The organism is Methylorubrum sp. GM97, from assembly GCF_024347855.1.
Lineage (GTDB): Bacteria > Pseudomonadota > Alphaproteobacteria > Rhizobiales > Beijerinckiaceae > Methylobacterium > Methylobacterium extorquens.
On the sequence record NZ_AP025942.1, the window covers coordinates 1,778,458 to 1,799,551 of the forward strand.

The 21,094-nt window shown below is 67.6% G+C and carries 19 protein-coding genes; 14 read left to right on the top strand and 5 right to left on the bottom strand.

The genetic code is table 11. The features are described from left to right. The first annotated feature begins 192 nt into the window (after window positions 1–192). Complete coding sequence (locus MSPGM_RS08340) at window positions 193–627, top strand: glycerate kinase (RefSeq protein WP_261926281.1); 435 nt, start codon at window positions 193–195, stop codon at window positions 625–627. Next, the gene (locus MSPGM_RS08345) at window positions 624–2,012 is read left to right on the top strand and encodes an SLC13 family permease (protein ID WP_261926282.1); all 1,389 of its coding nucleotides are present in this window, start codon (window positions 624–626) and stop codon (window positions 2,010–2,012) included. The genes MSPGM_RS08340 and MSPGM_RS08345 overlap by 4 nt, the downstream gene beginning before the upstream one ends. Before the next feature lie 111 nt (window positions 2,013–2,123). On the opposite strand, the gene MSPGM_RS08350 is transcribed toward MSPGM_RS08345, so the two are convergent. The 5 genes from MSPGM_RS08350 to MSPGM_RS08370 all read right to left on the bottom strand — a co-directional run bounded on the left by MSPGM_RS08350 (window position 2,124) and on the right by MSPGM_RS08370 (window position 5,569). Further along, complete coding sequence (locus tag MSPGM_RS08350; protein ID WP_261926283.1) at window positions 2,124–2,375, bottom strand: hypothetical protein; 252 nt, start codon at window positions 2,373–2,375, stop codon at window positions 2,124–2,126. 77 nt (window positions 2,376–2,452) lie between these two features. Further along, a complete protein-coding gene (locus tag MSPGM_RS08355; protein WP_261926284.1) occupies window positions 2,453–3,751 on the bottom strand; it encodes a DUF2254 domain-containing protein in 1,299 nt (432 codons plus the stop codon). Continuing rightward, window positions 3,748–4,725, bottom strand: coding sequence for a mechanosensitive ion channel family protein (locus MSPGM_RS08360; protein WP_261926285.1), 978 nt, complete (start codon window positions 4,723–4,725; stop codon window positions 3,748–3,750). The genes MSPGM_RS08355 and MSPGM_RS08360 overlap by 4 nt, the downstream gene beginning before the upstream one ends. Window positions 4,726–4,832: 107 nt before the next feature. Continuing rightward, the gene (locus tag MSPGM_RS08365; protein ID WP_261926286.1) at window positions 4,833–5,084 is read right to left on the bottom strand and encodes a hypothetical protein; all 252 of its coding nucleotides are present in this window, start codon (window positions 5,082–5,084) and stop codon (window positions 4,833–4,835) included. 26 nt (window positions 5,085–5,110) lie between these two features. Then, complete coding sequence (locus MSPGM_RS08370; RefSeq protein WP_244537392.1) at window positions 5,111–5,569, bottom strand: PRC-barrel domain-containing protein; 459 nt, start codon at window positions 5,567–5,569, stop codon at window positions 5,111–5,113. Between the two features lie 397 nt (window positions 5,570–5,966). On the opposite strand from MSPGM_RS08370, the gene MSPGM_RS08375 reads away from it, so the two are divergent. The 12 genes from MSPGM_RS08375 to MSPGM_RS08430 all read left to right on the top strand — a co-directional run bounded on the left by MSPGM_RS08375 (window position 5,967) and on the right by MSPGM_RS08430 (window position 21,090). Beyond that, on the top strand, window positions 5,967–6,518 hold the full coding sequence (locus tag MSPGM_RS08375) for a fasciclin domain-containing protein (RefSeq protein WP_410007705.1): 552 nt from the start codon (window positions 5,967–5,969) through the stop codon (window positions 6,516–6,518). A 274-nt stretch (window positions 6,519–6,792) separates the two neighbouring features. Then, on the top strand, window positions 6,793–7,047 hold the full coding sequence (locus MSPGM_RS08380; protein WP_261926288.1) for a hypothetical protein: 255 nt from the start codon (window positions 6,793–6,795) through the stop codon (window positions 7,045–7,047). Between the two features lie 95 nt (window positions 7,048–7,142). Further along, complete coding sequence (locus MSPGM_RS08385) at window positions 7,143–7,679, top strand: DUF421 domain-containing protein (RefSeq protein ID WP_261926289.1); 537 nt, start codon at window positions 7,143–7,145, stop codon at window positions 7,677–7,679. Next, complete coding sequence (locus MSPGM_RS08390) at window positions 7,676–8,743, top strand: endonuclease/exonuclease/phosphatase family protein (protein ID WP_261926290.1); 1,068 nt, start codon at window positions 7,676–7,678, stop codon at window positions 8,741–8,743. Before MSPGM_RS08385 ends, MSPGM_RS08390 begins: the two co-directional genes overlap by 4 nt. 55 nt (window positions 8,744–8,798) lie before the next feature. Next, complete coding sequence (locus MSPGM_RS08395) at window positions 8,799–10,052, top strand: cation:proton antiporter (RefSeq protein ID WP_261926291.1); 1,254 nt, start codon at window positions 8,799–8,801, stop codon at window positions 10,050–10,052. An 87-nt stretch (window positions 10,053–10,139) separates the two neighbouring features. Further along, window positions 10,140–11,207: a calcium/proton exchanger gene (cax, locus tag MSPGM_RS08400; protein WP_261926292.1), complete on the top strand. Its 1,068-nt coding sequence runs from the start codon at window positions 10,140–10,142 to the stop codon at window positions 11,205–11,207. Between the two features lie 410 nt (window positions 11,208–11,617). Beyond that, window positions 11,618–11,827, top strand: a complete 210-nt coding sequence (locus tag MSPGM_RS08405) for a type II toxin-antitoxin system ParD family antitoxin (RefSeq protein ID WP_261926293.1) — start codon at window positions 11,618–11,620, stop codon at window positions 11,825–11,827. Next, the gene (locus MSPGM_RS08410) at window positions 11,824–16,470 is read left to right on the top strand and encodes a PAS domain S-box protein (protein ID WP_261926294.1); all 4,647 of its coding nucleotides are present in this window, start codon (window positions 11,824–11,826) and stop codon (window positions 16,468–16,470) included. The genes MSPGM_RS08405 and MSPGM_RS08410 overlap by 4 nt, the downstream gene beginning before the upstream one ends. A 612-nt stretch (window positions 16,471–17,082) precedes the next feature. Continuing rightward, the gene (locus tag MSPGM_RS08415) at window positions 17,083–17,472 is read left to right on the top strand and encodes a GntR family transcriptional regulator (RefSeq protein WP_261926396.1); all 390 of its coding nucleotides are present in this window, start codon (window positions 17,083–17,085) and stop codon (window positions 17,470–17,472) included. Window positions 17,473–17,702: 230 nt separating this feature from the next. Beyond that, complete coding sequence (locus MSPGM_RS08420) at window positions 17,703–18,380, top strand: 2,3-bisphosphoglycerate-dependent phosphoglycerate mutase (RefSeq protein WP_410007706.1); 678 nt, start codon at window positions 17,703–17,705, stop codon at window positions 18,378–18,380. Between the two features lie 183 nt (window positions 18,381–18,563). After that, window positions 18,564–19,625 (top strand): YeiH family protein, encoded by a 1,062-nt coding sequence (locus tag MSPGM_RS08425; RefSeq protein WP_261926296.1) that lies wholly within the window; start codon window positions 18,564–18,566, stop codon window positions 19,623–19,625. A gap of 241 nt (window positions 19,626–19,866) precedes the next feature. After that, window positions 19,867–21,090, top strand: coding sequence for a molybdopterin-dependent oxidoreductase (locus tag MSPGM_RS08430; RefSeq protein ID WP_261926297.1), 1,224 nt, complete (start codon window positions 19,867–19,869; stop codon window positions 21,088–21,090). Window positions 21,091–21,094: the final 4 nt, after the last annotated feature.

Here is a 21,094-nt window from a genome sequence, read left to right on the forward strand (position 1 = left end):
TCCTGACGCCGTCATCGACGCCTGCGAAGCCACCCCGCGTCCAGATGCCCGGAACGTCCGGTGCGGGCAGGTGTTTCCGAACCTTCGAACGCTGCGGGCATCGGTCCCTTATCCTCCGCCGGTCCAACCGCCCGGATCTTCGGCCGCACCGCCGCCGAATTGCATCCGCCGCCCTTCGGGAACCCGGTCCCTATGAAGCTCTCGCTCACACTCGCCGCCACGGTCGCGGCGTCCCCGCTCGGCGGCCGGCTGAAGTTGCGCTTCAAACCCCTGTTCCCGTTCTTCGAGGTCGGCGAGGCGGTCGAATGTGCGGACCTGATCGTCACCGCGGAGGGAGGGCTGGATTACAAGAGTGCACGCGGCAAGATCCCTGCCGAGATCGGCAGGCGTGGTGCTGCCGAGGGCAAGGCCGTCATCGTATTGGCCGGCACCCTGGGCGAGCACTCGGGCGACGTACTGGGTGAGGGCGTCTGCGCGTACTTCTCGGCACTCGGGCGACCGCAATCGGTCAAGGACGCCATGCGGAACGTCCGAAGCCAGCTTGAGCGCATCGCCGAGCAGGTGATGCGGACCTTCCTGGCGGGCGTCGCGCTGGGTCACCCTCGGACCGGCGTCGGTCAGGGATGAGCATGCTACCCAAGCGGACGTTGGCGGCCTCGGGCGCGCTCATAGCACTCTGCGTGGCCGTGTCTCTGCCGGAGGGTCTAAATTGGCCGGCGCGGGCTGCGCTGCTGGCCTTCGGCGGGGCCGCCATCCTCTGGGTCCTGACCGGACTGAGCGCGGCATACGTCGCCGTCGCAGCGGCCGTCTTCCTCGTGACAGTCCGCGCCGTGGAGCAACGGGCGTTGATCGAGGGCCTGGGCTCGAAGGTGGTGTGGCTCGTCATCGGCACCTTTGTTCTTGGTGCGGCGGTGGAGAGGAGCGGGCTTGCCGGACGGCTCACTGCCCTGATCGCCGGGCGCGGGACCACGGTCGGCGGCCTGATGTGGCGCCTGACGCTCGGCATCGTCCCACTGGCCTTCCTGATCCCCTCCACCTCCGGGCGAGCGACGGTGCTGCTCCCGCTCCATCGCAGCCTGACCGAGGCCGACGACGACCCGCGCTTGGCCAAGGCCATCGGGCTGCTGATCCCTGCCCTCATCGTCATCTCGACGATCTGCAGCCTTACCGGCGCCGGCTCGCACCTCGTCACCGTCGACCTGCTGGAACGGCTCTCCGACCACAGCATCGGCTTCGGGCAATGGATACTCTGGGGCCTGCCCTTCGGCCTGGTCGCCTGCCTCATTACGACCTTCCTGATCGGCCGCCTGTTCCTCGACAACGAGACGCGGTCGCGGCGGATGGCCGAGGTCGAGGCTCCGTCCGGTCCGCTCTCCGCTGAAGAGTGGCGCACGGGTGCGGTGGTGCTCGCCATGTTGGGGCTTTGGCTGACGGAGGGGTATCACCCCTTCGGCATCGCCACCGTGGCGGTCGTCGGCGCGGTGGTCCTGACGATGCCGGTCGTCGGCGTCCTTGACTGGGACGAGGGCGTGGAGGCCGTGAACTGGTCGCTGGTCCTGTTTATCGCCGCCTCGCTGGTGCTCGGCCGCGCGCTGATCTCGACGGGGGCGGCCAAGTGGCTGATCGGTTCGGCGCTGTCGGCTAGCGGCCTGCACGGTGACAGCCCGACCCTCCTGATCCTGCTCGGGTTGTCGGCGCTCGGCATGACGGCGCACCTGTACATGGTGTCCCATACCGCGCGGGTGGTGGCGTTGCTGCCCCCGCTTCTGCTCCTGGCGGACAGGCTCGGCCTCAACCCGGTCGCGGTCGCCTTCCTGGCGAACGTCGGGATGGACTACTGCCTAACCCTGCCGGTCTCCTCAAAGGCGCTGTTGATCTTCCAGGGCGCCGAGCGACCGGCCTGGACCTCGACGGACCTGCTCAGGCTGGGGGCGCTCCTGGCTCCCGCCTACGCGGCGCTGATGCTCGCCGCCTACTATCTGTTCTGGTCGCACGTCGGCTTGGCCCTGTGACGTCGGGTCGGCCTTCCCCATCGAAGGAAGGCGGACCGAGGCCGGCAGGGCCTGACGGATGTCCGCGGCCGGCGACGATGCGACCGCGCGCGGGCTGGTCCCTGCACACGGTCAGCGCGGGTTGGTTGTTTCCCCACCTTTCGACTCCACCGCACCGGCCTTCGCACCCGGCTTCCCTTCCCCGGCGCCCGACCCCGCGGTCGTCATGTCGGTGCCCGGTCGCGTGACCTCGCCGGTGGGGCGGGTCCCGACACCCATCCCACCGGTCCGGACGCCGTGGTCCTTCACCGGCTCAGGACCGGGTGCGGCGGAAGCCAGCGTCGGGCATGCGGCGACCAGGAACAGGAGGGCAAAACGGATCATTCATCGGTCCTTTGGGTCCGTAGGAAGCATGCGTCGGAGCGAGTTCGGGAATCGGGGTGGGAGTTTGCCTCGCGGTCTCACGCGGGACGGCCGTCCTCACGTATCGCTACGAATTGGACATGCCTCGCCTCCAGGTCGGCCAGGTCATTGGGATCGGCGACATCGCGCCTGGCCGCGGCGATGACGAGGTCCGCGTGACGGGCCAGCTCGGCGCTCCGGTCCGTGAGCCGCTCGACCTCGGCGACGCGGGTAAGCACGTCGAGCATCCGGGCAAGCACATGCACCGAGCCGGCGGCGTTCTGGCGGATCGAGTGGAACATGGCGTCGCACAGGCCATCGTAGTCGGTCACCGGCAGGACAAGCGCGACCCGGCCCTTCCGGACGACGGCGCCGGTCGGCAGGTGACGCGACGCGACCCGGCACAGGGCATCGCCGAGATGGTCGACGACGCTGCCGGCCGTGAACGGGTCGTTGATGCCCGGCGAGAGCGCCCGCACCGCGATCTCGACCAGTTGCCGGATCGAGTATTCCAGGTCCTGCAGGGCGGCCGGACGCCGGCCGAAGGTCAGCGCACGCGTAATGGCCGCCTCTGCATCCTCGATACCGGCGGAGAGGAACGCGACCGGGAACCCGCTCGGCACATAGTCGCCGGGCCGCACCCGCAGGGCGACGGTCGCGCCGTGCCCGTGGGCCCATTCGGCCAGCGTGTCCTCGTCGACCGCCTGAAGGTAGCCGCTGCCGGTGACGGTGATCCCGCCGGCCTTGGGCAGGTGTGCGGGAGGCGTCATGCCCGCGCTGTCAAGGGTGCGCGCCTCCACCGCCGAGCAGAGATCTCGGTGGACCGCGTCGACCACCGTCTCGACGTTGATGCTCGTGGCGATGTGGTGGACGAACCAGACCAGGGTGGCCAGCGACAGCAGCGCGAGCGCGATGGCCCCGGTGATGGCGAGGTGCGGGACGAACGGGCTCTCCTGCACCGTGCGCACCGTGCGCAGGACCATCAGTGCGTAGGCGAAGGTGCCGAGGAAGATGCCCAGGACGATCTGGTTGCGGGCGTCGCGCGTGAAGTTGCGCAGCAGCCGTGGGCCCATCTGCCCGGAAGCCAGCGTCAGGGCCGCGATGGTGATGGAGAAGGTCGTCCCCGCGACCCCGATGGTCGAGGAAGCGACGGCGCTTAGGAGGGCCCGGGCCCCCTCGGCCCCCCCGGAATACCCCCAGTTCTGGTCGGGCGACGAGGCGTCGTAGCCGGCGATATGGGCCGTCTCCAGCCAGACCCCGAGCTGGGCCAGCCCGAGGCAGCCGAGGACGATCAAGGCGGGCCTGAGCCAGAACAGGTCGCCGAGGTACTCGATCCAAGCCCGGATGCGCGCCCTCATGCCCGCTCGTCTTTCCGTTCGACGGTGCTTCCGACCGACTGGTGGTCCTCACGTAGGACCTGCCAGCGGGCGCGCGGCGGGCTCTTGCCTGCGGGCCACCCTTCTCGTTGGCTGGTCCGGTCGCCGTCCGCTTCCTCGGTCTGGTCGTGGAACAGCACCTGGCTCGTCGGGTACGGCAAGTCGATGCCGGCCTCGGTCAGGGCCTCCTTCACGTTCGAGATGGCGTGGTCGAGCGCGTCCACCGCATCGCGCCGCCGGGGCGGGTCGATCCAGAACCGGGCCGTCATATCGACGCCGGACACACCGAGCCCGGTCACCAGCGCCTCGGGCGGTGGTTCGATGAGGATGCCCTCGGTGCCCTGCAGGGCCTCGACGATGACCCGACGCGCCTCCTTGATGTCGTCGCCGTTGCCGATGGTCAGCGGGAAGGCGAGCCGGCGCTTGTCGTGGGCCGTGATGACGGTGATCTTGTCGACGAACAGGGTGGCGTTCGGGATCAGCACCCGCTGGTTGTCGTAGGTGCGCAGCACGGTGGCGCGCACCCAGACGTCCTCCACCGTTCCCTCATGCGAGCCCGCCCGGATCTGGTCGCCGATGACGAAGGGCCGGGTGAGCAGGATCAGGATGCCGGCGAGCAGGTTCTGCAGCACGTCCCGGAAGGCGAAGCCGATGGCCACGCCGCCGATGCCGAGCAGGTTGAACAGGTCGGCCGCCGAGACCGACGGGAAAGCCACCGAGGCCGCGATGAGGAACGACACGAGGATGGTCATTCCGCCGGCTATCCGCCCGAGTACCGAGGCCGAGCCTGGCGACGCCTCCCGCAGTTCCGCGGCCCGGCGCACGGCGGCGCGGACCCCGCGGGCAACCAGGAGGCCGAGGCCGAACAGGACGAGGGCGATGGCGAGCCCGGGCAGGAGGGCCGCCGCCGAGCGGCCGAGCCCTTCCAGGCGTCCGAGCGCTTCCGCGAAGATCATGCGTGACACCGATTCATGAGAAAGCCGCCGGGGGCTGGAAGGCCACCCGGCGGCGCTTGGTCAACGGCCCGAGGGCACCCGGCCCTCGGGAGGCATGCGAGGCCGCGTCAGCGACGCGGACCGCCGGTCGTGCTGCCGTACTGCTGCCCGCGGGCGCCGCGCGACGGCATGGCCGCGTTGCCGCGGCTGGCCGAACCCTGGCGCATGCGGTGGCGCCGATGCATGCGCACCTGCATCAGGTCGGCGTTGGCCGGGGCCGTGAGGCCGGAGGCGTTCATCGGCAGGGCCGCCGACGGCAGGGTCGAGGCACCGAGACCGAGGCCGGCCAGGAGCGCAGAGGCGAAAATGGTGTGCTTCATGATCGTGTTTCCTTCGTCGTGCGGGATCAGCTCTTCTTCTTGGAATAGGTGAACTTCGGCGCGTTCTTCAGCGTGTCCTTGTCGGTGTCGGCGTGGACCGCCCACTTGCCGTCCTTGTCGCTGATGGCCAACGTCGAGGGATCCAGCACGACGTAGCTCTCGCCCATGCCGAGGAAGCCGCCGACGCTGACGACGACGCCGGTCACCGTCTTGCCGTTCTCGATCACGAGGTCCTCGACCTCGCCGACGTTCTCGTTCTTGTTGTTGTAGACGGTGGTGCCGACGAGCTTGGACGACATGACGTCGGCGGGCTTCACGGTCACGTACTTGAGCTTCACCGTGGCGGTGTCGGCCATCTTCATCCCCATATCGGAGGATGCGGGCATCGCGGTGCCGGGAGCCGGGGTCGTGGGCGTCGTCTGGGCGAGCGCCGGGACAGAAAGGCAGGCGAGCGCGAGGGCGACGGTGATCGTGCGATAGGACAAGTCTGTCTCCGAGGTGAGGCTTCGTGGGTGCAGCGCGGATCGCCCGTCGAAGGGGCCAGGCTCTCGCCCTCCCAGCTCGCCCTCCCAGGCTGCACCGTTCGGACGCTTAACGCCCGCGTTCAGGAAACGTTCAGAAAAAACCCGGGCCGGCAAAAGTGCGGTTGGCAGTTTGCGTGTATGAATGAGCTTAAAAATAGCCACGGCTTAGGATCGCCGCCTATAGAACCTAACTGCGTGTGCATGGCCCTAGATATGAGCCGGCCTCAATCCTAATCTTATGATGGAAACTTCATGGATTGATCATAATATTTTTTGAAACTCCGACCAAGTCCCGCCCGTATTGACGGCACGAGCCTCGATGATCGAGCCTTGATAACGTCGACAGGACTTTTTGATGATGCGGACCACCCTGAGCGCCGCCCTTCTCGCCTCCGGCCTGGCCTTCGCGGGGCCGGCCTTCGCCGAGACCGCCCCCATGGTCGGCGGCGCCCCGATGATGGCCGACAAGACCATCGTCGAGAACGCCTCAAAGGCCAGCAACCTCACGACCCTGGTCGCCGCCGTGAAGGCCGCCGGGCTTGCCGACACGCTCAGCGGCAAGGGCCCGTTCACGGTGTTCGCGCCGACGAACGCGGCCTTCAAGAAGCTGCCGGCCGGAACAGTCGACTCGCTTCTGAAGCCCGACATGAAGAAGACGCTGACCGCCGTGCTCACCTACCACGTCGTGCCGGGCAAGCTCGACGCCAAGGAGCTGATGGCCAAGGCGAAGATGGGCGGCGAAGCCGCGAACCTGAAGACCGTCGAGGGCCAGGTGCTGACCGTGAAGATGGACGGTGACCGGTTGGCGCTGATTGACCAGAAGGGCGGGGGCGCCTTCGTCGAGCAGGCGGACGTCAACCAGTCGAACGGCGTCGTGCACGTCATCGACAGCGTCCTGATGCCGAAGTAACCCGACATTTCGGCCGGCCCTCCCTCTGACATGGGTGCGGGCCGGCTTCGGCGACGACCTGCGGAAGGGCGGACCCGCCGCCCTGGACGCCGTCGTCGGTCGGCGCCGTCGGGCCCCGGACAGGAACCAACGGGGACGGTGGAGGCTTCAGGTCAGGACCCTCGATGCTCGTGCATCCGACAGGACCTTTCCCATGAATACGCCTGATCCCTCCCGGTGCGCCTCCGGTCGCGTCGCCACACGCATTGCCGGATCCTGCCTGCTCGTCGTAGGCATGTCGCTCGCCGGTCCCGCGGCCGCGCAATCCGCCGCCAGCTCCATCGACCAGCCGACGCTCGGAACCCTGCCCCCCGGAACGTCGACGGTCAAAGGCTCCGGGAAGGCGCGTCACGACGGCAACGGCCAGGTCGCGCCGCCGAGCGCGATCCAGTCCTCGACCGACGTTATGCAGTCCGAGGGCTCGGTTCAGGGCAAGGGCCATGGCGGCAAGACGGACCCAATCAAGCATCTGCCCAAGGACATGCGTTGACCCTCGGCTGACCGCATAATTCGCGGGCTTCCCCATTCGGAAGCCCGCATGTCGAAACCCATCCCTCCGGGGAACATTCCCGGAGGTCGCCCACAATGTTCTTCGATACCTGGTCCGGCCTGGTCAGGGTCATCGTCGTCGGGCCGCTGGCCTACGTTGCCCTGATCCTGTTCCTTAGGATTTCGGGCAAGCGCACCCTCACCAAGCTGAACGCCTTCGACCTCGTCGTGACCGTGGCACTCGGCTCGACGCTGTCCTCCATCGTCTTGACCAAGTCGGTGGCGTTGTTGGAAGGGGTCCTCGCCCTCGCGACTCTCATCGGTCTGCAGTACCTGATCACCTGGTCGAGCGTCCGCTCTGCGCGGATCAGGTCGCTGGTCAAGGCCGAGCCGACGTTGCTCGCCCACAGGGGAGACCTGATCGAGGGTGCGATGCGTCGTCAGCGCCTGACGCGGGACGACGTGCTCTCGGCCCTACGCTCGGAGGGACTGGACGACCTTTCGCAGGCGGCTGCCGTCGTGCTTGAGACCGATGGCTCGATCAGCGTGCTCAAGTCGCTATCCGAACGCGCCGACGGTTTGACCGGGGTCCCGTCGCCCGTCGTCAGCCGACCGATGCCGGGCAGCCGGTGAGGTCCCTCGTTCGCTACGCGCTCGTCATCGTCGCTCTGGCCCTTTCGGCCGCGAGCCTCGTCCCGTTGATCCGGACCGAGTGGTGGTGGGTCCGCCTGCTCGATTTCCCACGCCTGCCCTTCGCCGCCGGCTCGGTCGCGGTCGGTCTCGCGCTCCTGCCCTTTACCCGGAGAGCGCCAAGATTGACCCTCGCGGCTCTCGCGTTGGTGTCCCTGGCGCTGGCGGTCAACGTCTGGATCCTATGGCCGTACCGACCCACGGGCGGCACGCAGGCCGACGAATGTCCGGTCGAACGCCGCCTCTCGGTGATGGTGGCCAATGTGCAGCTCGGAAATCGCCACGCCCAGCCCCTGGTCGAAGCCGTCGGGCGGGAAGAGCCCGACCTCTTCCTCGCGATGGAGACGGATGCGTGGTGGGACGCGGCCCTGAAGCCCGTGCAGGAATCGATGCCCCATGTCCTGCAACGGATCACGGGGTCGTACTACGGCATTCATCTCTACTCCCGGCTGCCCCTGGTGAACGGCGGGATCCGCCACCTCGCTGGGCAGGACACCCCAGCCGTCGTCACCGGCGTCACTATGCGCACGGGCGAAGTCGTCGATTTCGTCGGCGTCCACCCGAAGCCGCCGCAGCCATGGCAATCGGCTCGCGGACGGGACGCCCAACTCTACGCGGCTGCCGCGGTACTGCGCGACCGGGTCGAGCCGGGCGTCCTCGCCGGCGACCTCAACGCCACGCCTTGGGAGATCGCGGTGGAGCGGATGGCCAGGCTGTCCGGCCTGATCGACCCACGTCGCGGCTACGGCTACGTCGCGACCTGGAACGCGCATTCATCCTGGCTGCGCTGGCCTTTGGACCACGTCTTCCACGAGGGAGGTTTTGCGACGCTGGCCGTCGAGCGCCTCGACGCCTTCGGCTCGGATCATTTCCCATACCTCGTGCGCCTGTGCCTCCAGGTCGGGGAACACCCCAGGACGCCCTTGCCGCAGGACGCCGACGATATCGAGACCGCCAACGCGGTGCTCGCGGCCGCAGGGGCGACCGAACGCTTGCAAACACGATGAGCGTACTTAGCGAACAGCCTCTCGCCGGCAGCAACGGCGCGGACGGGAGATACCAGTGATCTCGATCTTCGACCTCGCCGCGATGCTGCTGACGCTGTCGGCGGCCTTCGGTTTCCTCAATCGTCGCTTCCTGCGGATGCCGCACACCATCGGCCTGCTGGTGATGGGGTTGCTGGCCTCGCTCGCGCTGGTGCTCGTCGACCTCGCCTTCCCGAGGCAGCACCTCTACGCGGATCTGACGCGGGTGCTCGATCAGGTCGACTTCACCGCCGTGGTGATGAACGGCATGCTGGCTTTCCTGTTGTTCGCCGGCGCCATGAGCCTCGACCTTCGGCTGCTGCGCGACCGAGCCTTGTCGGTGGCGACCCTGGCTCTCCTCGGGACCCTGATCTCGACCGCGCTGGTCGGGGGTGCCTTTTGGGCCGCGGCGCAGGCCCTCGGCAGTCCGGTGCCGTTCGCCTGGGCACTGGTGTTCGGTGCGCTCATCAGCCCGACGGATCCCGTAGCGGTCCTGGCCACGCTCAAGAACGTGAACGTGCCCGAAGCCCTCGAAATCGAGATGCAGGGCGAGGCCCTGTTCAACGACGGCATCGGCATCGTCTTGTTCACCGTCCTCGTCGCCTACGCCGCGGGGGCGAGCGGCGAGGCGATGAGCGCCGGCGGGATAGCGACGCTCCTACTCCACGAGGCTGGTGGCGGCTTGGTCTTGGGGGTGGTGACGGGCTACCTCGCCTATCGGGCGATGCGGGCCATCGACGATTTCCCGGTGGAGGTGCTGATCACCCTGGCCCTCGTCACCGGCACCTACGCGCTCGCCCAGAAGCTCGGGGCCAGCGGGCCGCTGGCCGTGGTCGCAGCCGGCTTGCTGATCGGCGAGCGCGCCCCGCGCTACGCGATGAGCGACAACACCCAGAAGTACGTCTCGGCTCTCTGGACCCTAATCGACGAGGTGCTGAACTCCGTCCTGTTCCTGCTGATCGGATTGGAGGTCCTCGTCCTGCGCTTCCAGGTCGCCGGGCTGACGCTCGCCGCCTGCGCCGTTCCCATCGTGCTCGTCGCCCGCCTCTTCGCGGTGTCGGCACCCGTCCTGCTGTTCCGTTGGGGCGGCAACCTCTGCCTCGGCAACGTGCCGTTCCTGACCTGGGCGGGCGTGCGCGGCGGCATCTCGGTGGCGCTGGCGCTCTCGATCCCCGAGAGCGACGCCAAGCCCGCGATCCTGGCGGCGACCTACGCGGTGGTGCTGTTCACCATCATCGTCCAGGGCTCGACCCTCGGGATGGTGGCGCGGCGGACGCTGCGCGAAGGCTGAGCGTCCTCGACCGCGCAGATCGTCCCCCTTCGGCGGGACGGTGCGTCACCACCAGGCGAAACCCCTCATCGGATTCCGAAACCCCGCATGGTCTTCACCGTCCTCCTCGTCCTCATCCCGATCTCGGCGGCGTTGAAGTACCTCGTCGGGGCATCGCCGCTCCTGGTGTTCGCCTCTAGCGCGCTCGCCATCGCCGTGCTGGCGGAGTGGGTCCGGCGCGCCACCGACCAGCTCGCCGACCGGGTCGGGCCTGCAATCGGCGGGCTGCTGACCGTCAGCTTCGGCAGCATCGCCGAACTCGTCCTCGCCCTGTTCGTGCTCATGCGCGGCGAGGCCGCGGTGGTGCAGGCGCAGATCGCCGGCTCGATCATGGGGACCAGCCTGTTCGGGCTCGGCCTCGCCATCATCGTCGGCGGGGCGACCCGGGAGCGGCAGAAGTTCAACCCTGAGCGGGCCGGGCTGCTGTCGACCCTGCTGATCCTCGTCGTCATCGCCCTGCTGCTGCCGGCCGTGTTCGACGCCAGCGGGCGCATGTCGGGTCAAGCGGCCTCGCTCGGCGTCACCGACGAGGAGGTCAGCCTCGGCGTCTCCGTCGTGCTGCTGCTGCTCTACCTCGCCAACCTCGCCTTTACCCTCGTCACCCACCGCGACGTGTTCTCGAACGACAAGGGCAGCGGCGAGGCCGACTGGAGCCTGCCGTTCGCCATCGGTGTCCTCGTCGCCGCGACGGTCGCCATCGCGTTCGAGTCCGAGATGCTGTCGGGAACGATCACCCAGGCCGCCGGTGCCCTGCATCTCTCGCCGATGTTCCTGGGCGTGATCGTGCTGGCCCTGGTCGGCACGGCCGGCGACCTGTTCGCGGCGGCTTGGTTCGCGCACGAGGACCGCATGGGGCTCGTCCTCAACATCTGCATCGGCTCGGCCATCCAAGTGGCGCTGGTGCTGGCGCCGCTCTTAGTCATCATCTCGTGGGCGCTCGGCCACCCGATGACGCTGGTGTTCTCGAACCCGCTGCACCTCTTCGCGATTGCCAGTACCGCCTTCATCGTCAACGCCATCGCCCGGGACGGCGAGACAACCTGGTTCGAGGGGCTCCTTCTGCTCGGGGTCTACGTCCTGTTCGGCCTGGCCTTCTTCTTCGCGAGCCCGGCCTGACACGTTTCCGGCATCGAGCCACCCCCATACCTTCCGCTGGCGAGCCCTGGGCACGACCTACGACCCCACCGGATCCGTTGTCCGCTTCGGAGATGTCGGCAAGCCCCGCCAAACAGCTGAGATGGGCGCCCTGCTGCCAAGGTAATGGTTTTGGATGTGCGCGCTTTCGGGCGCCACTCGTATGCATGAGCACGACCGCGTGGGATGGCTGACCGAAGGGCGGCTCAGGGTGGTCCTCCGCCAATCCGCTTCTGGACAACGGCCGTAAGAAGCGGACGTCCCCGCGCCGCGCGCTCCCGACCCCCAGCGGTCTGCCTGTCCGCTTCGAGGGCGGAAGCCGTAGCGAAAACGTGCCGCCGGTCACGCTTAGCAAGGGTTGATAGCCCCGGTCGACCGTGCCACGTGGTGTCATGTCCAGCACATCAACGCGTTGCGTCTCCTTGACCCTGGGGTTGGAAACCTACCTTCGAACTCAGGTCGCATCGGGGCGCTACGCCAGCGCGAGCGAGGTCGTGCGCGCGGCCCTGCGGCAAATGATCGACCGCGAGGGCGCCATTCTCATGCCCCGGCCCGGCGGAGACGGTTCGAAGACCGGGCATGCGTCGGTCGAGTCATCGTGACCGCCAACCCTCAGGCGGTAACCGACCCGGCGCGCCTCGCCGCGCTCGCCGCCCATGACCTCCTCGACACCCCACCCGAGCAGGGCTTCGACGATGTCGTGCGTCTCGCAACGCGGCTCTGCGCGACGCCGGTCGCCCTCGTCAGCCTCGTCGCCGCCGAACGGCAGTGGTTCAAGGCCCGCGTCGGCTTCCCCCATTGCGAGACCGACCTCGACAGTTCGGTGTGCAAGTTCGCCCTCGCCGAGCCCGACCTTCTCGTCATCCCGGACCTGACCACCGATCCGCGGACCGTGGCCAACCCGCTGGTCACGGGCGAGCCGCACATCCGCTTCTATGCGGGCGCGCCCCTCCGTACCCTCGAAGGACACGTACTGGGCTCGTTGTGCGTCATCGACACCGTACCCCGGCCCGGCGGATTGACCTCGGAGCAGGCCGACGACCTCAGGGCGCTCGGTCGCCAGGTGGCGAACCAACTGGAGATGCGTCGCGCCGTCGAAGGCCGTGACGTGGTCCTGGAACGTCAACGGACCGAGTTGCGGCAGGCCCGGCGCATCGAGGTCCTGGCCAAGGCCTCGCACGCCCTGCTGACCGCCACCGATCCCGCCGCCGTACTCGATCCCATCCTGTCCGCGAATGCGGGCACCCTCGGGTTCGACCGCAGCTACATCTACGACGTCTGGGAGGACGGACGGCACCTACGCCTCACCCACTCGCTCAACGCGACCACGGAGGTGCAGGCATTCCTGCGGCGGATGCCTTACGGGGCACCGCTCTGCGGCATCGTTGCCGAGCAGGGTCGGCCGCTATTGCTCACCGACGTCCAGAGCAGCGAGGAACCCGCCTACCAGACCGCCCGCGGCATCGGTTTGAATGCCTACGCCGGCTTCCCGATCATGAGCCGCGGCAGCCTGCGCGGCGTGATCTCCTTCGCCTCGACCCAGGTGCCCGCGTTCGACGCCGACGCGCTCGCCTTCTTCGAGACGCTCGCCCGCCTCATGTCGGCGGTCTACGAGCGGCTGGACGGCGAGAAGGCCCAGCGCGAGAGCGAGGTGCGTTATCGGACCCTGTTCGACAACATCGACGCCGGCTTCTGCATCTGCGAAGTCAGCTTCGACGGGGACGGACGAGCGGTCGATCACCGCGTCCTGGTGGTCAACCCGGCGTTCGAGAAGCACACCGGCCTGACGGACGTCGTAGGGCGCTGGGCCAACGAGATCGCACCCGGCATCGAGCAGCACTGGCACGATGTCTACGGGCAGGTCGTCCGGACGAAGCAGGCGGTCCGGTTCGAGGGCGAGGCGGCACCGCTCGGCCGCTGGTACGACGCGCATCTTTTCCCGGCCGGCGACGACCGCGTGGCGATGCTCATCGTCGACATCACCGAGCGTCGACTGGTCGAGGACGCCCTGGGCGTGAGCGAGGCGCTGGCGCGGGGGAACGGAGAGCGCGTGCAACTCGCGCTGGCTGCCGGCGCCATCATCGGCACGTGGCACTGGGACATACCCTCCGACCGCTTCACCGTCGACGAGGGCTTCGCCCGCTCCTTCGGCCTCGATCCCATGCTCGGACGGACAGGCATCCCCCTCGCCCAGATCGTGGCGACGGTGCACCCCGACGATCAGGCGGGGTTGACCGCCGCCATCGAGGAGGTGATCGCGCGGGGTGGCGCCTACGCCCACCAGTATCGCGTGCGCCGCGCCGACGGACGCTACCATTGGATCGAGGCGAACGGGCGCGTCGATCTCGCCCCGGACGGCGTGGCCCTGACCTTCCCGGGCGTGTTGATCGACATCGGGCAGCGCCGCATGGAGGCCATGCTGACCGAGCTTGCCGAGCGGCTGCGCACGCTGGACTCGCCCCAGGCGATGGCCCTCGCGGCGGCCGAAACGGTCGGCCTCGCACTGAGCCTCTCACGCGCCGCCTACGGTGCCGTGGACGAGCCGGGCCAGCACATCGTGATCGCACAAGACTGGCTGGCGTCCGGTCAGCGCAGCGCGGCCGGAAGCCACAGCTTCGCCGACTACGGCACCTACATCGACGCACTTCGGCGTGGCGAGAACGTCTCGGTTGGGGACGTGACCGTCGACCCCCGCACCGCTGGACAACTCGATAGCTTCCGTGCGCTCGACATCGGGTCCCTGGCCAACCTGCCATTGATGGAGGGCGGACATCTCAAGGTGGTGTTCTGCCTGCATCGTGACCGTGCCCAGGAGTGGACCGCCGAGGAGTTGGCCTTCGCCCGCCGGGTGATGGACCGCACCGAGGTCGAGATCGCCCGGCGCTCGGTCGCGATGCAGCTCCGGGAGAGCGAGACGCGCTATCGAACCCTGTTCGAGAGCATCGACGTTGGATTTTGCATCGTTGAGATGAAGTTCGACGATGCGGACCGGGCGGTCGACTACCGCATCGTGGAGGCCAACCCGGCCTTCGAACGACAGACCGGCGCCAAGGTCGCAGGTCTCTGGGTCAGCGAGTTCGCCCCGAACCTGGAGCGGCACTGGTTCGACACCTACGGGCATGTCGCGCTCACGGGCGAGCCGGCGCATTTCGAGAACAAAGCGGACGTGTTCGAACGCTGGTACGACGTGCGTGCCCTGCGCGTCGGCGACCCGGCCGACCACCGCGTCGCGATCTTCTTCAGCGACATCAACGACCGCAAGGGCATGGAGGAAGCGCTCCGCCGGTTGAACGACACGCTCGAACAGCAGGTCCAGGAGCGCACGCAGGAACGCGACCGGCTCTGGAGCAACACGCAGGACATCCAGGTCATCATCGACGGCGCGGGCGTCTTCCGGGCCGTCAATCCGGCCTTCACTGCGATCCTCGGCTGGACATCCGCCGACGTGACCGGAAGACCCCTGTTCGAGTTCGTCATCCCGGACGACGAAGGCGTGACCGACCGCGCGCTCCGGCATGCCCGCTCCCGGAGCCTGCCGGTCGTCGAGAACCGGTACCGCCACAAGGACGGGGGTTTCCGCTGGATCTCGTGGGTGGCCGCTCCGGAAGGCGACCTGATCTACGCGAGCGGCCGGCACATCACCGAGCAGAAGGCGCAGGCGGCCGAGCTGGCGATGCAGGCCCGGGAGATGGCCGCTCAAGGGGAAACCCTCCGTGCTTCGCAGGCGCGCCAGCGGGTCGTGTTCGACCTGACCAGTCAGCTCATGGGCATCATGCAACTCGACGGCACCCTCCTGGAGGCGAACCCCGCTTCGTTGGAGGCCATCGGTGCGGAGTTGGAGGATGTCGTCGGCAAGCCCTTCTGGATGACCCCCTGGTTCGCCGGGACGCCGGGCATGGTCGAGGCCGTGCAGGATGCGGCAGGAGCGGCCCGCTCCGGGCAGAGCATCCGGACCGAACTGCCCCTCGTGATGCCGAACGGCGAGACCCGCATCTACGACTTCGGGATGCATCCCGTGCGGGACGCCGACGGCCGCGTCGTCGAGATCATGCCGGAGGCGACCGACATCACCGAGCTTCGTCGAGCCGAGGACGCACTTCGCCAGAGTCAGAAGATGGAGGCGGTGGGCCAGCTCACCGGAGGGCTGGCGCACGACTTCAACAACCTGCTGGCGGGGATCTCCGGCTCGCTGGAGTTGATGCAGAAGCGCATCGACCAGGGGCGGTTCACGGACGTCGACCGCTACATGACGGTGGCGCAGGGGGCGGCCAAGCGGGCCGCAGCGCTGACCCATCGCCTGCTCGCGTTCTCGCGCCGCCAGACGCTCGATCCGAAGCCTACGAACGTCAACCGGCTCATCACCGGCATGGAGGAACTCGTCCGACGCACGGTGGGACCGGCGATCCATATGGAGGTGGTCGGAGCGGCAGGGATCTGGCCCGCACTGATCGATCCAGGCCAGCTTGAGAACGCGCTCCTGAACCTCTGCATCAACGCCCGCGACGCGATGCCGGACGGCGGGCGCATCACCATCGAGACGGCGAACAAGTGGCTCGACGAGAACGGAGCGCGCCAGCACGACATGGCACCGGGCCAGTACCTCAGCGTCTGCGTGACCGACACCGGAACCGGCATGTCGCCGAGCCTCATCGCGAAGGTGTTCGAGCCGTTCTTCACAACCAAGCCGCTCGGCCAGGGCACGGGCCTCGGCCTATCCATGGTCTACGGCTTCGCGAAGCAGTCGGGCGGGCAGGTGCGGATCTACTCCGAGGTCGGGGAGGGCTCGACCATATGCCTGTACCTGCCGCGTCACTACGGGGAGACCGACGAGGAGGGTCTCGCGCAGAAGATCGACGAGGCCTCGCGCGCCGAGCAGGGCGAGACGGTGCTCATCGTGGACGACGAGCCGTCGGTGCGCATGCTGGTCACCGAGGTGCTTGAGGATCTCGGCTACACCGCCATCGAGGCGGGCGACAGCGTCGCGGGGTTGAAGGTGCTCCAGTCCGACGTGCGCATCGACCTTCTGGTCACGGACGTAGGCCTGCCGGGTGGGATGAACGGCCGCCAGATGGCCGACGCAGGCCGTGAACGGCGTCCCAACCTGAAGGTGCTGTTCATCACGGGCTACGCGGAGAACAGCGTCATCACCAACGGGCATCTGGACCCCAGCATGCAGGTGCTGACCAAGCCTTTCGCGATGGACGCCCTGGCCTCGCGGATCAAGGATCTGATCCGCACACCTTGACGAAGGCGACGACCGAAAGGGTCCGCTCGAAGGTTGATGATCGCCGCATAGGTCTACCTGACCCGGTGATGCGGATTTCTTCTGGAAGGGTATGGGCGAAGGGACGTGTTTGCTTACGAACCCGTGCCGAAGTTGATGGAGGGCTGACGAGCGACCGCTTTGGAGAAGCGCTGACGTTAGTCCGGGCGGCCGGGTTGGGTCGGTTGCGGGAGGAGTGCTCAGGGTGGATTTCTGCCGGTCCGCTTCCGGGTGGGAGTTGGCAGGAGCAGACACCGCCGGCGCGCATGCTCACGACCCATTGCAGCCCCTAAGAAGGTCCACTTTCAGGCTGCTCGATGAAACAGATGGCGCTACGGGACTGGTTGGATCGCCGACCCGCAGGTCCGAGGCCACGAACGCGAAAGGCTGCAGCGTTTCGTTGAAATTACCTAATCCGCGGCACGGGCTCTCGTCAGCAAGACCAACAGCACGTGATCGACAAGACTGATCAGACGCTCTTGCGGGACCGATACGCCAGCTGGTCCAGCGTTGTGGGCTAGGAGCGCGACGGCCGTGTTACTCAAGGCGTCGAGCTCCGCCTCTGATAGAGTCGCGTAACCTGCAGCGGCACTGATTGCCGAGATGGCGGACCTGGAGCGGATTGCCATTTCGCCCCAGCTTTCCGAGCATACCCGCAGCATGACCGAAGCAAGGGAAGCGGGCGATCTCGCGGCCTGGGGCCGTGCGGATGATTGTTTCCATCGAACGCTCGTAGAACGGGCCTGCAACGGTCGTATGATCCGTATCAATCAGACGATCACCGACCAGGCACACCGCGCTCGCATGTTGACGCTCAAGCTTCGCGGCGAGCTTGGGGCTTCCGTGGCGGAACACGAACGAATCATCGAGGCGATCCGCATGGGCGATGTCGCAGCAGCCCAGGAACAAGCCTATCGCCACCGTTCCAGGGCGCGGGACGAACTTCTCCCGTTACTGGACAGCTTCGGCCTGAAGCACCTGTAGGCAAGGCGTAAAGGTCTTGTCGTCCGCTTTGGGCGATGTCGCTGGTAAACTTGTATGTCGAGATCGGGTCGGATGCGGAATGACCGGATAGGGTGGCAAGCAGCTTGGCTGCTTTCAGTCGCAAGACGTTCTAAAGCGGACCAAGGATGAATCGCCGTCTCCGGACGGTCGGTCCAAATCATCTCAGGGTCGAATTTCGTTAGAGCCGGATGCCGACTCCATCAGAGGCGATGCAACCGGCGCGAAAGTGCTCTGCCTCGGGAGACAGCGTGATTCACGATTGCAAAGCCCCGGTCACGCGACGTCTCGTGCTGGTCCGGCATGGCCAGAGCGTAGCCAACCGATCCGGCCTGTTCACGGGATTGCTGGACTCGCCCTTGACCGAGCAGGGCCGGATGGAAGCGGAGGCAGCCGGCCGGCGTTTGGCCGAGCGCCGCTGGCGCTTTTCTGTTGCTTTCACCTCGACGCTGACGCGGGCCGTCGTGAGCGGCCGGCTTATCCTCGATGCGCTCGGGCAACCCGGATTGATTCCCCAACGCTTCGCTGCGCTCGACGAGCGAGACTACGGCGACCTCAGCGGGGTCGACAAGACTACCGCCGATGCGCGCTGGGGGGCGGTGCGGATCGAGACCTGGCGCCGCTCCTACGCCGAGGCGCCGCCGAACGGCGAGAGCCTGCGCGATACCGTCGCCCGCATCGTGCCATGCTACCTCCGATCCATCCTACCGGCGGTCATGGGCGGGGACGTGCTGGTCGTCGCCCACGGTAATTGCCTGCGGGCGCTTGTGATGGCGCTCGAAGACCTCAGCCCGGCGGAGGTCGAGGACCTCGAACTCGCAACGGGCTCCGTTAGGATCTATGAGTTTGCCGCGGACACGACGATCAAGGCCCGCTGGATCGACGCGTGAATCCACCTGTCGACCTCGCAGCATGGGGTTCCGCAAGCTGCGAAGGGGCCATCTTTTCATCTATTTCGTTGATGGAAAACATCTGATCATTCCGTTGGAGTGAATGAAAGGGACATGGGATTCTCTGGCATCACATCGGAGCCATCCATGTCCGTGCCCAAACTTTTCTCTCACCCTCGATCGATGGGCGCCTTGGCCGGCACGAGAGCCATCCTTCCGGGACTGGGCCTCTGCGTGGCGGTCACCGCCGCAGCGGTCGGCTTCGAGGCCGTCGAGGCGCATCTGTTGGGTCGCGCCTGGCTCGAAGCCCTGGTGCTGGCGATCCTGCTCGGGAGCGCGATCCGCACCGCCTGGACCCCGTCGCAGCGGTTCTTTCCGGGTATCGCCTTCGGGGCCAAGACCGTGCTGGAGATCGCGGTCGTTCTGCTCGGGGCCTCGCTCAGCCTCACGACGATCCTCGCCGCCGGTCCGGGTCTGCTCTTCGGCATCGCGGGCGTCGTCGTGGCCGCGATCGTGTCGAGCTACGGCATCGGCCGGGCGCTCGGGCTGCACCCGCGCATGGCGATCCTCGTCGCCTGCGGCAACTCGATCTGCGGGAACTCCGCCATCGCCGCCACGGCCCCGGTGATCGGTGCCGACGGCGAGGACGTCGCCGCCTCCATTGCCTTTACCGCGGTGCTCGGCGTGCTGGTGGTGCTCGGCCTGCCGCTGCTGGTGCCGCTGCTCGGCCTGTCGCCGATGCAGTACGGGGTGCTCGCCGGCCTCACCGTCTACGCCGTGCCCCAGGTTCTCGCGGCGACCGCGCCGGTCGCGGCGCTCAGCGTCCAGGTCGGAACGCTGGTGAAGCTCGTCCGGGTGCTGATGCTCGGCCCGGTCGTCCTGGTGCTCTCCCTCGGCGCAAGCCGGCTGCGCGAGGAAACCGACGAGGCCTCCCCCGGCGTCACCGCCGGCGACCGCTCGGCCCGCGCCGGCCTCGCGATCCACCGCCTGGTGCCGTGGTTCATCCTCGCATTCCTCGCGCTCGCCGGACTTCGCTCGGCCGGGTTGATCCCCCAGGTCGCGCTCGCGCGGATGTCGGAGACCGCCAACGTGCTGACCGTGGTCTCGATGGCGGCGCTCGGCCTCGGGGTCGACGTGCGCAGCGTCGCCAAGGCCGGGGCGCGGGTGACGCTGGCGGTGGTCGCCTCGCTCCTCGCGCTGGGCGCCGTCAGCCTCGGCCTGATCCATGTGCTCGGCCTCGTCTGATCCGCGTGAGGAATCGGCTCCACCACCGATCCAGGTTTTCACCCGGCGCGATGCCCCGAAGAATTCCGGACTAGGCGGGAGATTGAAAATTCTAAAATCATCGCACCGGGAGATCGTTCACATCGCGAAAGACCGTTGGAGGGAATAAATCGCTTTCCGTAGCATCTCCCTTGTCGCGAGGAATCGCGACCGGTCCGATGCCCTCGAACGCATCGACGCCGACATTCTTAGGGGAGAGATCATGCACGGACTGGACAGACCGATGAACCGCCGCCTCGCTTTGGGCGGACTCGGGCTCGGAAGCCTCGCCGCCGCGCTGCCGGCCTGGGCCGCGGGCTCGGTGAAGCTGCCGCTGCCGGGCGGCCCGGACGAGCGGGCGCTGACCACCGCCTTTCCGGGCAAGGGCGAGATGATTCTGCAGCGTACTCATCCTCCGCTGCTGGAGACGCCGTTTTCGGTGTTCGACGAGGGCGTGTTCACCCCCAACGACCGCTTCTACGTGCGCTGGCACTGGGCCTCGATCCCGACCGAGGTGGATGCCGGCACCTTCCGGCTCAAGGTCCACGGCCACGTGGAAAAGGAACTCTCGCTCTCCCTCGACGCCATCGCCGGCCTGCCGCGCTTCGAGATCGCCGCTGTCAACCAGTGCTCGGGCAATTCGCGCGGGCTGTTCGAGCCGCGAGTGCCCGGCGCGCAATGGGCTAACGGCTCGATGGGCAACGCCAAATGGACCGGCGTACGCCTCAAGGATGTGCTCGAACAGGCCGGGGTGAAGGCCGGTGCCGTGCAGGTGCGCTTCGACGGCCTCGACGCGCCGGTGGTCGACGACGCGCCCGACTTCAAGAAATCGCTCGATCTCGATCACGCAAGCAATGGCGAGGTGATGATCGCCTACGCGATGAATGGCGAGCAATTGCCGCTGCTTAACGGCTTCCCGCTCCGGCTCGTGGTGCCGGGCTGGTACTCGACTTATTGGGTCAAGATGCTGTCCGACATCGAGGTCCTGGACAAGCCCGACGAACAATATTGGATGAAGACCGCCTATCGCATCCCCGATGTGCCGGGCGCTAACATCAAGCCCGGCCAGACCGGCTTCAAGACAGTGCCGATCAACAGGATGGTGCCGCGCTCGTTCGTCACCAATCTGCAGGACGGCGCCAGGGTGGCGGCCGGAACGCCGGTAGCCATCCGCGGCATCGCCTTCGGCGGCGATTGCGGGGTGAAGGCGGTGGATTTCTCCGGAGACGGCGGAGCGACGTGGTTCCCGACGCAACTCGGCGCCGACGAGGGCCCCTACAGCTTCCGCCGCTTCGACGGCAGCCTGCCGGCACTGGCCGCCGGGACCCACACGGTCAGGGTCCGCTGCACCAACACCAACGGCGTCGCGCAAGGCATGGACCGGGTCTGGAACGGGGCCGGCTTCATGCAGAACGGCATCGAGGCCGTGGCCATCCAGGCCGCTTGAGGAG